Genomic DNA, 12,381 nt, shown 5'->3' with positions numbered 1-12,381 from the left:
CGACCTCTCGGTGGTGATTTCGGTGGTGGGGGCCGTGGGATGTCGGGGCAGGTCCGGACCGTTCCGTGCCGCGCCCCGGCGACGCTATCTGATGATGTAGATGATGATGAACAGGCCGATCCAGACGACGTCGACGAAGTGCCAGTAGTACGACACGGCGACGGCCGATCCGGCCTCGAGGTGGCCGAACGTCTTGGCCTGGTAGGACCGGCCGAGGACGTAGAGGAAGGCGATGAGCCCGCCGAGCACGTGCAGGGCGTGGAAGCCGGTGGTGATGAAGAAGACCGAGGAGTACGAGCTGGCCTGGATCGTCACGCCGTGGTGCATGAGCTCGATGTACTCGGTGGTCTGCCCGGCGACGAAGATCGCGCCGAGCACGTAGGTGAGGAAGTACCACTCGTTCATGCCCCACCGGCGGACGTCGAGCAGGCCGCCGGTGCGGCGCTGCTGGAACCGCTCCGCGGCCCACACACCCATCTGGCAGGTGAACGAGCTGGCCACGAGGATGATGGTGATGCTCAGGGCCCAGGGGAAGTTGAGGACGGACGCCTCGTCCGCCCAGGCCTCGGGGCCGGCGACCGACCGGTGCGTGAAGTACATCGCGAACAGGCCGGCGAAGAACATCAGCTCCGAGGCGAGCCAGACGATGACGCCGACCGACAGCGGGTTCGGCCGGTTCACCGTTCCCGGTGCGTGCGCGGGTGCAGAGGTAGACGACACCTGGTCATTATGGCCCACGTCAGGGGTGGTGCGGACCTCTCCCGTCGGCGCGCCTGCCGGTCAGGACGGTCACATCCGCGCCGGGCCTACGATGTGGTGGGCGTGCGGCCGGGCCGCCGTGCCGAGCATCGGACGCGTGAGGAGCAGGACATGACCGTGACCAGGACCGACCAGGGCGCCGAGTCGACCGGGGAGGTCGGCGAGGCGCGGATGACCGTCCTCGTCTTCTCCGACGACTCCGCCACACGCAGTCAGATCGTCTCCTCGGTGGGGCGCCGTCCGGCACGGGACCTCCCGCTCGTGGACCTGGTCGAGACCGCGACCGCCGACGCGGTCGTCTCGCGCGTGGAGGCCGGCGGCGTGGACGCGCTCGTGCTCGACGCAGAGTCGCCGAAGGAGGGCGGCATGTCGTTGTCCCGCCGGCTGAAGACGAGCGTCTACCGCTGCCCGCCGGTGCTGCTGATGATCGCGCGGCCCGAGGACCGGTGGCTCGCCACGTGGTCGGAGGCGGACGCGGTCGCGACCTACCCCGTGGACCCCCGCGCGCTCCAGGAGGCGCTCTCGGGCCTGCTGCGCGAGCGGCTCTCGTGAGGTCGGGCCGCGCGGTCCGCTGGCCCGACCTGCTCGCACGGGTCGTCGCGGGCGAGGACCTGTCCGCGCCGGAGACCGCGTGGGCGATGAACGAGGTGATGACGGGGGCGACGGACCCGGTGGTCCTCGGCGGCTTCCTCGCGGCGCTGAGCACGAAGGGCGAGTCCGTCGACGAGCTGCGCGGCCTCGCGGACGAGATGCTCGCGCACGCGCTGCCGGTCGACGTCCCCTCCGACGTCGTCGACATCGTCGGCACCGGGGGTGACCGCCTGCGCACGGTCAACATCTCGACGATGGCCTCGCTCGTCATCGCCGGCGCGGGGGTGCGCGTGGTCAAGCACGGGAACCGGGCCTCCTCGTCCGCGTCCGGCTCGGCCGACGTGCTCGAGAGCCTGGGTGTCGACCTCGACCTCGACGTGCCCACCGTGGAGCGGGTCTTCCACGAGAACGGGCTGACCTTCTGCTTCGCGAACATGTTCCACCCCTCGATGCGGCACGCCGCGCCCACCCGGCGCGCGCTCGGCATCGGCACGGCATTCAACCTCCTCGGGCCCCTGACGAACCCGGCGCGGCCCCGCGCGGGGGCGATCGGTGTCTCACCGGTGCGCAGCGCCCCGCTGGTGGCCGGCGTGCTGGCTGCACGCGGGACGTCCGCGCTCGTGTTCCGCGGGCGCGACAACGGACTGGACGAGCTGTCCACCACGACCGTCAACCAGGTGTGGGAGGTCGCGGACGGTGAGGTGGTCGCCCACGAGATCGACGCGGTGACCGAGCTCGGGCTCGCGCCGAGCACGGTCGAGGACCTGCGTGGGCAGGACGCCGCCTACAACGCCGCCGTGGCCACGCGTCTCCTCGCGGGCGAGGCGGGGTCGGTGCGGGAGGCGGTGCTGCTCAACGCGGCGGCCGCGCTCGTCGCGGACGGCACGCTGCCCGGTCTGGACCGTGCGGAGCACCCGGGCCTCGTCGACCGCCTGAGCATCGCGCTGGACCACGCCCGGGAGTCCGTCGACTCCGGCGCGGCGCGCACCCGCCTCGACCGCTGGATCGAGCTGACGGCCGGCTGACGCGCGACGACGCCACCCGGTCATCAAGGAGTGAGCCTGGATACTATCGTATCCAGGCTCACTCCTTGATCTCTGGCGGGCTCAGTCGAGCCCGATGTGGAACGCCTGCTCGAGATCGTTGCGCGAGTACGCCTGGAAGGCGAGGTACGTGGTCGTGCCCGTGACGCCCTCGATCTTGCCGAGACGGTCGGACACGACGTCCGCGAGGTCCTCGTGCTGCTCCACCCGGGCGATGGCGATGAGGTCGAAGTCACCGGTGACGGAGTAGACCTCGGAGATGCCGTCGAGGTCGGCGACGCGCTGGGCGACCTCGGGGATGCGGGCGACGTCGGCCTCGATCATGACGATGGCGGTGAGCATGTCTCCTCCTGGCTGTCGGGCGGCCGATGGGCGGGCCGGGGCTGGGACGGCGTCAGCGGCGCCGACCCCCATCATCCCCGATGAGCGAGTCGGGTCCCGGCGGCAGGGGCAGCGAGCCGGCGCCGCCGACCGGGGAGCCGAGCGGGACGTCCCCCGTGCGGTCGACGATCCGCGTGCCGCCGCGCCACAGCCACTCGGCGAGGATCTCGGTCTCCTCCGCGGACGCGGCTCCCCACGTCGACGTCGGCACGGGGACGTGCTCGGCGGTCGCGACCAGGTCCGCCACGGTGGCCATCGGGTCGACGCCCGGCGCAGAGATCGCGGTGCCGGCGAGCCGGCCGTGCCGCACCACGACGATCTCCCAGCCGCCGGCCGGCCTCGCCCGCGCGGCCACGATCTCGGCGGTGGCGACGAGCGGCCGCAGCAGCTCGGTGCGCCTGGCTGCCACGAGCAGCGCCCGCAGCCGGTCGCGCTCGGTGGCCGCCTCCTCGTAGCGCTGCCGGGCCGCCAGGTCACCGATCCTGCTCAGCAGGGCCGTCCGCACGGCCGTGAGGTCACCGGCGAGCGCGCGGCGCAGGCCGGCGACGGCCTGGTCGTGGTCCACGGGCTCCTCGGTCCCGGTCGCCAGGGTGCGGGGCCGGATCTGCAGCAGCGCGGGCCCTGCCGCGCACGGCGCCGAGCACTGGCCCAGCTCGGCGAGCGCGCACGCACGGGCGTCCGCCCGGGGCACGGCGGGCAGGCGGGCGGTGCAGCGGCGCACCGGCACCACCGACTGCAGCGCCTCGACCGCGAGCCGCGCCGCCCGCTGCGAGCCGAACGGGCCCAGCGCCGTGCCCAGCCTGGCGGCGTCGAGGGAACGCACGATCGTCAGGCGCGGGTGGGGCTCGTCGGTCAGCCGGACCCACGGCAACCTGCTCGGTCGCTTCGAGCGTCGGTTGTAGGGCGGGTCGAGCTCGGCGATGAGGCGCAGCTCGCGCACCCGCGCCTCGAGCACGGTGGCGCACGGGATCTCCTCGACGCTCGCCGCGAGGTCGACCATCTCGCCGATGCGGGCCCGGCGCTCGGCGCTCGTGAAGTACGAGCGCACGCGCTGGCGCAGGTTGGTCGCCCGCCCCACGTACAGGACCTGCCCGCCGGGCCCCACGAACCGGTAGACGCCCGGGCCGCGGGAGAGCCCGTCCGCGATGCTCGCCTTGCGGCGGCGGTGCGCGGGGACCTTCTCGGCGAGAGTGGGCAGGTCCTCGCGATGGGTGATGCCGAGCGGGGTGAGACGCCCGATGAGGGCGTGCAGGACGTCGACGGTGGCCCGGGCGTCGGACAGCGCCCGGTGGTCGGGCGTGGTGGTCGCCCCGAAGTATGCGGCGAGCGTTCCGAGCCTGCGGTTGGGGACCTCGTCGTTGGTCACGACGCGCCGGGCCAGCTGCACGGTGTCGACGACCATCGGCGCGGGCCACTCGCGGCCGTGCCGGCGCATCGCCTCCTTGAGGAACCCGACGTCGAACCGGGCGTTGTGCGCCACGAGCACGGAGCCGCGGTCGAACCCCGCCATCTCCAGGAAGGTCGGGAGCACCTCCTCGATCGGCGGGGCGGGCGCGACCATCGCCGTGGTGATGCCGGTCAGGACGGTGATCTGCGGGGGGACCGGGATGCCGGGGTTGACCAGCGTGCCGAGCTCGGCGAGCACCTCGCCCCCGCGCACCTTGACCGCGCCGATCTCGGTGATCCGGTCCGACCTGGCGGCCCCGCCGGTGGTCTCCAGGTCGACGACGACGAACGTCACCTCGCTCAGTGGCGTGCCGAGCTCGTCGAGCCCCACCTGGTACGGGCGGCCGTGGCCCTGCGCGTCGCTGCCGCCTCGAGCGTCGCCGTCGTCGACCAGCCGGCGGCCGGGAGGCGGGGCGAGCAACGAGGACACGCGGACAGGCTACGGACGGACGCCGACACCGTGGTCGGCGACCACGGTGTCGGCGCGGCGCACCGGGGACGAGGTGCCGTGGACGCCGGGCCGCCCGGGGCCGGTCAGGCGTCCGCGCCGGTGGCCGCCGCCCGGCGGGCCCGGGCGTCGGAGTACAGCGAGTCGACGAGCTCGGCGTGGTCGGCGAGGACGGCCGCGCGCTTCACCTTGAGCGACGGCGTGAGGTACCCGTTCTCCACCGTGAGGTCCTCGGGCAGGATGACGAACTCCTTGATCTGCTCGGCGCGCGAGAACTTGGTATTGATCCGGTCGATCGCCTGCTGGAGCCGCTCGCGCACGAACGGGTCGGTGCGGGCCTGGTCGGCGGTCATCGGCTCGCGACCGTGGTTGTCGAGCCAGCCCGGCAGCATCTCCTCGTCGAGCGTGATCAGCGCCGCGATGAACGGCTGCTGGTCCCCGACCGCGAGGCACTGGGAGATGAGCGGGTGACCGCGCAGCGGGTCCTCGAGCAGGGCGGGGGCGACGTTCTTGCCGGCCGCCGTCACGATGATCTCCTTCTTGCGCCCGGTGATGCGCAGGTGCCCGTCGTCGAGCGAGCCGAGGTCCCCGGTGCGGAAGAACCCGTCCTCGGTCATGGCGTCCGCGCCCACCCCGCCGCGGTAGCCGCGGAAGACGGGCAGGCCGCGCACCTCGATCTCGGAGTCCTCGGCGATGCGTATCTCGGTGCCCGGCATCGGCAGCCCCACCGTGCCGATCCGCAGGGAGTCCGGGCGTCCCACGGCGATCGGCGCCGTCGTCTCGGTGAGCCCGTAGCCCTCGAGCACGACCAGGCCCACGCCCCGGTAGAAGTGGCCTAGCCGTTCGCCCAGCGGCGCGCCGCCCGAGACGGCGTACCGCAGGCGTCCGCCCATGACCGCGCGGAGCTTGGCGAGCACGAGGCGGTCGAGGACGCGGTAGCGGGCCTTGAGGAGCGCCGACGGGCCGCTCGAGGTGTCGAGGGCGCGGGAGTAGTCCTCGGCGGCCTTCGCCGCCGCCCGGAAGAGGCGGAGCTTGATGCCGCTGCCCGCCTTCTGCTCGGCGGAGTTGAACACCTTCTCCCAGATGCGCGGCACCGACAGCAGGAGGGTGGGCCGGAAGACGGCGAGGTCGGCCACGGCCTCCTTCGGTTCGGGGGAGTGCCCGAGCGGGACGCCGGCGGCGAGGATGAGCACCTCGACGAAGCGGGCGAACACGTGCGCCAGGGGGATGAACAGCAGCGTGCACGAGCCCGGCTGGGAGACGACCTCGCGCAGGGTGTGGACGGCCTCGACGGCGAGGACGGCAAAGTTCTCGTGCGTGAGCTCGGCGCCCTTGGGCCGGCCGGTCGTGCCCGACGTGTAGATGATGGTCGCGAGGTCGTCGAGGTGGACGGCCCGCTGGCGCTCACGCACCTCGTCGTCGGAGACCTCGGCGCCGCGCTCCGCGAGCGTCTCCAGCGCGCCGGAGTCGATGACGAGGACCTCGCGCAGGGTCGGGGTGCCACCCTCGAGACCGCCCGCCTCGCGCAGGACCTCGGCGTTGGCCTCGGTCTCCGCGAAGGCCACCGTGACCTCGGCGTCGCTGACGATCCACTGGGCCTGGTCGGCGGCGGACGACTCGTAGATCGGTACGGGCACGGCCCCGACGTACCAGGCGGCGAGGTCGAGCAGGGTCCACTCCAGGCGCGTGCGGCACATGATGGCCACCGAGTCGCCCGCGGCGACCCCGGAAGCCATGAGGCCCTTGGCGAGCGCCTCGACGCGCGCGAGGCTCCAGGCCGCGTCGCGGTCGACCCACTCGCCGGCGACCTTCTCCCGGAAGAGCACCCGGCCGGGCGCCTCACGGGCGTGGTCGACGAGGAGGGTGGTGATCGAGGAGTCGGCGGGCACCTCGACCGCGCGGGGGAACGAGGCGGTCGGGCGGGGGGTGGTCTCGCTGGACATGGGGGCCTCCGTCGGCGCTGGTCCTGGCGGGCGACCATGACCGCGGCCGCCCTGCCGTACTGGTGGGACAAGAGTAGGCGCCGGGGTGGCCTCAGACGACCGCACCGTCCGAGCCGTGTCCCCGCTCCCCGGGCAGCCGGCGCACGAGCAGCACGATGCCTGCGACCGTCACGGCCAGACCGAGCAGCATGAGGGCGACCGACGGGGGACGGCCGAGCACCCCCAGGACGATGCCGAGGACGATCGGCGCGATCGCGCACGTCCAGCCCAGGATCGCGCCCGGGTCGGACAGGTCGGGCCCCGGCGGGTCCGGCTCGACGAAGCCGTCGATGCCCCACTCGGGGTCCTCGGGGTGCTCCTCGACCACGTGGTCGCGCGGTCCCAGCCCGCGGCCCACGGCCGGCCGGGCGCCGAGACGGTCGGTGCCGACGGGTGCGTCGCCGTCGGCCCCGGGGTCGGTGGGGCCGGTGGTGCGCCCGGCACCTGCCGGACCGGCGTCGTCGGGTCCGGCGTCGCCCGGGCCGACGCCGAGCTGGTCGAGGATCGAGGCGAAGCGCCGGTCGACCTCGGCGTCGTCGAGCGGCCGGCGCGACCGACCCGGGTCGTGCGACGGCGTCGGGTCGTCGTCACCGGGGTCCGGAGGGCGGATGGTCACGCCTCCACGGTAGACCCGGACCCGCCCACCGGGGCCACGGGGCCACCGGCGGCGCTCCTAGGATGGGGGAGTTACGTGTGGTCCGCGCCGTCGAAAGGTCACTCATGTCAGTCCGCCGCGTCGCCCTGCTCACCGCGGGCGGCTTCGCCCCGTGCCTGTCCTCCGCCGTCGGCGGTCTCATCGAGCGGTACACGGAGATCGCCCCCGAGGTCGAGATCATCGCCTACCAGCACGGGTACCACGGGCTGCTCACCGGCACGTCGGTGACGATCACGCCCGAGGCCCGGTCGCAGGCTCCGATCCTGCACCGCTTCGGCGGCAGCCCGATCGGCAACTCCCGCGTCAAGCTGACGAACGTGGCGAACCTCGTCGAGCGCGGGCTCGCGCCCGAGGGGGCGGACCCGCTCAAGGTCGCCGCCGACCAGCTGGTCGCGGACGGCGTCGACGTGCTCCACACGATCGGCGGCGACGACACGAACACGACCGCTGCCGACCTCGCCGCCTACCTCGAGGCGAACGGCCACCACATGACGGTGGTCGGCCTGCCGAAGACGATCGACAACGACATCGTGCCCGTGCGGCAGTCCCTCGGGGCCTGGACTGCGGCGGGCGAGGCGGCGCGGTTCGCATCGAACATCATCGGTGAGCACCGCTCGAACCCGCGGATGCTCATCGTCCACGAGGTCATGGGCCGGCACTGCGGCTACCTCACGGCGGCGGCGGCGCGCCGCTACCGGACGTGGCTCGACACGCAGGAGTGGGCGCCCGCGCTCGGGCTCACCCGCGAGCGGTGGGACGTCCACGCCGTCTTCCTGCCCGAGGTGCACCTCGACATCGACGCCGAGGCCGACCGCCTGCGAGCGATCATGGACGATCAGGGCAACGTCAACATCTTCCTCTCCGAGGGCGCCGGCGTGCCGGAGATCGTGGCGGAGCTCGAGGCCCGTGGCGAGGAGGTCGAGCGCGACCCGTTCGGCCACGTCAAGCTCGACACGATCAACCCGGGCGACTGGTTCGCGAAGCAGTTCGCCGAGAAGCTCGGCGCCGAGAAGGTCATGGTCCAGAAGTCGGGCTACTTCTCGCGGTCCGCCGCGGCCGACCCCGACGACCTGCGCCTCATCAAGTCGATGACCGACCTCGCCGTCCAGGTGGCGCTCGAGGGCGGCTCCGGACTCATCGGCCACGACGAGGAGCGCGACGGGCTCCTGCGCGCGATCGAGCACGACCGGGTCGGCGGCGGCAAGGCGTTCGACATCGCCCAGGAGTGGTTCACCGACCTCATGGCCGGCATCGGTCAGCCGGTCCGTCCCGCCGCCCCCGCGGAGCACTGACACCGGCCCGGCCGCCGTGGCGCGGCACACGTCACGTCCGTGTGCCGGCCACGGCGTCCTGGGCCGGCGGCCCGCCGCCTACGATGGCGCGGTGAACGTCGAGCCCACCGCGGAGACCCTGGCCGGACTGCAGCAGTGGCGGAGCGTGCCCGCCGCCCAGCAGCCGAGCTATCCCGACCCCGCCGCGCTCGAGACCGTCGTGGCCGAGCTGGAGGCCAGCCCGCCGCTCATCTTCGCGGGCGAGGCCGACCGGCTGACCGGTCTCATGGCGGCGGCCGGCCGCGGCGAGGCGTTCCTCCTGCAGGGCGGCGACTGCGCCGAGACGTTCGCGGAGTCCACGGCGGACCGGATTCGCAACAAGATCCGCACGGTCCTGCAGATGGCCGTCGTCCTCACCTACGGCGCCAGCCTGCCCATCGTCAAGATGGGCCGCATGGCCGGCCAGTACGCCAAGCCGCGCTCGAGCGACCTCGAGACCCGCGACGGCGTGACCCTGCCGTCCTACCGGGGCGACGCCGTCAACGCGCACGGCTTCACCGAGGCCGACCGCGTGCCGGACCCGCAGCGGCTGCTGGGGATGTACCACCGCTCCGCGACGACCCTCAACCTCATCCGAGCCTTCACCGGAGGCGGCTTCGCGGACCTCAGGCTCGTCCACGAGTGGAACCGCGGGTTCATCGAGAACCCCGCCCACGGCCGCTACGAGTCGCTCGCCGGCGAGATCGGGCGGGCGCTGCGGTTCATGGCGGCCGCCGGCGTGGACTTCGACGCCCTGCGAACAGTCGACATGTACTCCTCGCACGAGGCGCTGCTGCTCGACTACGAGGCCGCCCTCACCCGCATCGACCACCGCACCGGGCAGCCGTACGACACCTCCGCGCACTTCCTCTGGATCGGGGAGCGGACCCGGCAGCCGGACGGCGCGCACGTCGACCTGCTCTCCCGGGTGCGGAACCCGATCGGCGTCAAGCTGGGCCCGTCGGTCACCGCCGACGAGGTCCGGGCGCTCATCGACCGGCTCAACCCCGACGGTCTCGCCGGGCGGCTGACCTTCATCTCCAGGATGGGTGCGGGCAACGTCAGGGACGCCCTGCCGGGCATCGTGGAGACGGTCGTGGCCGACGGCCGCCCCGTGACCTGGGTGTGCGACCCGATGCACGGCAACACGATCACCTCGCCGTCGGGCTACAAGACGCGCGAGATGCACACGATCCTCGACGAGGTGCGTGGCTTCTTCGAGGTGCACCAGCAGCTGGGCACGGTGCCGGGCGGTCTCCACGTCGAGCTCACGGGCGACGACGTCACGGAGATCATGGGCGGTGCCGACCCCATCGACGACGCCGGGCTCGCCCGGCGCTACGAGACCCTCGTGGACCCGCGGCTCAACCATCAGCAGTCCCTGCAGATGGCGTTCGAGGTCGCGGAGATGCTCCGGAGCTGACGCACCGGGGCGCGCGGGCGCCCGGGTCGACCCGTAGGTCCATGCGCCGGGTGACGGCGGTGGCGGCCGGTCAGACCACGCGCAGCGTGACGGTCGTGCCGCGCTCGACCATCGAGCCGGCCTCGGGAGTCTGGTCGCGCACGGTCCCGTAGAAGGCGCCGAGCACGTCCTCCCGCTCCGCGACGAGGTCGAGCGCCTCGAGCTCGTCGACGGCGTCCTCCACCTGCATGTTGAGCAGGTCGGGGACCTCGACGAGCTCGGGTCCCAGCGAGACGACGAGCTCGACGTCGTCGCCGACGAACGCGTCGCCCTCGGCGGGGTCCTGCGAGATGACCGAGCCCTCGTCGACGGTGTCGGAGTACTCCTCGAGCACGTCGGCGCCGAGCCCCGCCTCCTCGAGCTCGTCGACCGCCGACGCCCGGCCCAGGCCCGTGACGTCGGGGACGGTGGTCGGCTCGCGGCCGTCGGAGACGACGAGCGCCACCGGTTCGTCGTGGGGGACGACCTCGCCCGCCTCGGGGTCGGTGGCGATCACCTCGCCGGCGGGGACCGAGTCGTCGTACTCGCGGGTGACCTCGCCGACCGTCAGCCGCGCGGTGGACAGGACCGACTCCGCCTCCTCCTGCGTCTGGCCGACGACGTCGGGGACGGCGAGGGTCTCCACGCCGATCGAGACCACGACCGTGACGGCGTCGTCCCGCGTCCTCTCCCCGCCGTCGGGCGACGTGGAGACGACGTTGCCCTCGGCGACGTCGTCGGAGTAGGCCTCCTCGAGCACCGGGTCCAGGCCGGCCTCCTCGAGCGCGGCGACGGCCGCCGTGCTCGGCCTGCCGGTGACGTCGGGGACCGGGGTGCCGGCGAGCGGCCCCGCGGTGAGGAGCCACCACGCGCCGGCCAGGGTCGCCGCCAGGACCACGAGCAGGAGTGCGACGAGGCCGGTGCGCCGTCGTCGACCCCGCTGTGCGCGTGACTGGGCGGAGCCTGGCCGTGACCGGCCGTCGTCCCCGTCGCGGCGCACGGGGATGGGCCGGGTGTCGCTGGTGTCGGCCGTGGTGGCCCGCTCCGGGCGGGTGACCGGATGGACGGGGGTGTCGTCCCGGACGGGGACGCCCCCCGCGGCCTGCGACGGCGGAGCTGCAGGCTCCGCCGGTGCGGCGGCGGACGCGGACGCCGCGGACAGGGGGGCCGCGGAGCTCGCCGACCGGGGCGCTGCGGGCCGGGAACCGGCCGCCGGCGCCTTGCTGCGGCGTGGCGCGGGACGGCCGTCGGGTCGGATCGCCCCGATCGGGATGGCCACGGACCGACCGGCGGGATCGGCCTCGTCGCGCGTGGCCGGCGGGGTGGGCGCGGACGGTGGTGCGGGCGGTGCCGAGCTAGAGCCGGGGCCGGTGGTGTCGTGGTCGCCCTGGTCGTCGAAGGTGGCCGGCGGGCGCGGCTCGACGTCGGAACGCCGGTCGAGGACCTCGGCCGGCAGCACGGTGCGGGTGCGGCGCAGCAGGGCGAGCGCCTCGCCGGCGTCGGCGGGCCGGTCGTCCGGGTCCTGCGCGGTGAGGGCGGCGACGAGGTCGTCGACCTCGCGCGGGATCCAGGTCAGCTCGGCGCCCGGGCCGGGGACCGTGCTGTTGACGTGCTGGAACGCGACCTGGGCCGGGGTGGAGCCGGAGAAGGGCTGGGCACCGGTGAGGAGCTCGTAGGCGACGACGCCGACGCCGTAGACGTCCGCCGGCGGGTCGGCGACCCCGTCGAGCACCGTCTCGGGCGCGATGTAGGCCACCGTCCCGAGCACGGTCCCGGACGTGGCGGCGGTCGTCTCGCTGATCGCCCGGGCGAGCCCGAAGTCGGCGACCTTCACGCGGCCGTCCGCGGTGACGAGGATGTTCTCGGGCTTGATGTCCCGGTGGACGAGGCCGGCGCGGTGGGCCGCGGCGAGGGCGTCGAGCACCTGGTCGAGCACGTCGAGCGTCTGCCCGAGCGTGAGCGATCCGCGGGCCCGGAGCTCGTCGCGCAGGTTGGGGCCGTCGACGAGCTCCATCGCGAGGTAGGAGGACTCGCCGGCGACGCCCTGGTCGTGGACGGCGACGACGCCGGGGTGGGACAGCCGAGCGGCCGCCCGGGCCTCCCGCCGGAAGCGACGGACGAAGTCGGGGGACTCCGCGAGGTGCGGGTGCATGATCTTCACGGCGACGACCCGCTCGAGCCGCAGGTCCTGCGCACGGTAGACGCTGGCCATGCCACCCCGGGCGATGCGCTCGATGATCCGGTAGCGCTCGTCGACGAGGTGGCCGGCCAGCGGGTCGGCGCGGGTGTCCACGGGCGGATGCTATCCGGGCCGGGTGATCCCGG

At 73.8% G+C, this 12,381-nt stretch carries 10 protein-coding genes; 4 read left to right on the top strand and 6 right to left on the bottom strand.

Annotated features, from left to right (window positions below):
• Positions 1 to 84 precede the first annotated feature (84 nt).
• Complete coding sequence (locus ACPYO4_RS08990; RefSeq protein WP_425708888.1) at positions 85 to 720, bottom strand: cytochrome c oxidase subunit 3; 636 nt, start codon at positions 718 to 720, stop codon at positions 85 to 87.
• 150 nt (positions 721 to 870) lie between these two features.
• Between ACPYO4_RS08990 and ACPYO4_RS08985 the strand changes: the two genes are divergently transcribed.
• Positions 871 to 1,311, top strand: a complete 441-nt coding sequence (locus tag ACPYO4_RS08985) for a hypothetical protein (protein ID WP_425708887.1) — start codon at positions 871 to 873, stop codon at positions 1,309 to 1,311.
• Positions 1,308 to 2,375, top strand: coding sequence for an anthranilate phosphoribosyltransferase (gene trpD, locus ACPYO4_RS08980; protein WP_425708886.1), 1,068 nt, complete (start codon positions 1,308 to 1,310; stop codon positions 2,373 to 2,375). Before ACPYO4_RS08985 ends, trpD begins: the two co-directional genes overlap by 4 nt.
• 81 nt (positions 2,376 to 2,456) lie before the next feature.
• Here trpD and ACPYO4_RS08975 read toward each other — a convergent pair whose 3' ends face one another.
• From ACPYO4_RS08975 to ACPYO4_RS08960, 4 genes are all read right to left on the bottom strand, one after another.
• Positions 2,457 to 2,735, bottom strand: coding sequence for an Lrp/AsnC family transcriptional regulator (locus ACPYO4_RS08975; protein WP_425708885.1), 279 nt, complete (start codon positions 2,733 to 2,735; stop codon positions 2,457 to 2,459).
• Positions 2,736 to 2,787: 52 nt separating this feature from the next.
• A complete protein-coding gene (locus tag ACPYO4_RS08970; protein WP_425708884.1) occupies positions 2,788 to 4,650 on the bottom strand; it encodes a DEDD exonuclease domain-containing protein in 1,863 nt (620 codons plus the stop codon).
• Between the two features lie 104 nt (positions 4,651 to 4,754).
• Entirely contained in the window at positions 4,755 to 6,611 is a 1,857-nt protein-coding gene (locus tag ACPYO4_RS08965) for an AMP-dependent synthetase/ligase (RefSeq protein ID WP_425708883.1), read from the bottom strand.
• 91 nt (positions 6,612 to 6,702) lie between these two features.
• Positions 6,703 to 7,266, bottom strand: coding sequence for a hypothetical protein (locus tag ACPYO4_RS08960; RefSeq protein WP_425708882.1), 564 nt, complete (start codon positions 7,264 to 7,266; stop codon positions 6,703 to 6,705).
• Positions 7,267 to 7,370: 104 nt separating this feature from the next.
• On the opposite strand from ACPYO4_RS08960, the gene ACPYO4_RS08955 reads away from it, so the two are divergent.
• Together ACPYO4_RS08955 and ACPYO4_RS08950 are read left to right on the top strand one after the other, a co-directional pair.
• The gene (locus tag ACPYO4_RS08955) at positions 7,371 to 8,597 is read left to right on the top strand and encodes a pyrophosphate--fructose-6-phosphate 1-phosphotransferase (RefSeq protein ID WP_425708881.1); all 1,227 of its coding nucleotides are present in this window, start codon (positions 7,371 to 7,373) and stop codon (positions 8,595 to 8,597) included.
• A 91-nt stretch (positions 8,598 to 8,688) separates the two neighbouring features.
• Positions 8,689 to 10,038: a class II 3-deoxy-7-phosphoheptulonate synthase gene (locus ACPYO4_RS08950; protein ID WP_425708880.1), complete on the top strand. Its 1,350-nt coding sequence runs from the start codon at positions 8,689 to 8,691 to the stop codon at positions 10,036 to 10,038.
• Between the two features lie 70 nt (positions 10,039 to 10,108).
• Here the strand turns inward: ACPYO4_RS08950 and ACPYO4_RS08945 are convergent, their stop codons facing one another.
• Complete coding sequence (locus tag ACPYO4_RS08945) at positions 10,109 to 12,349, bottom strand: PASTA domain-containing protein (RefSeq protein ID WP_425708879.1); 2,241 nt, start codon at positions 12,347 to 12,349, stop codon at positions 10,109 to 10,111.
• Positions 12,350 to 12,381: the final 32 nt, after the last annotated feature.

It is taken from the genome of Georgenia sp. Z1491, assembly GCF_049856175.1.
GTDB lineage: Bacteria > Actinomycetota > Actinomycetes > Actinomycetales > Actinomycetaceae > JB111.
This window is presented reverse-complemented; position numbering and strand designations above follow the sequence as displayed.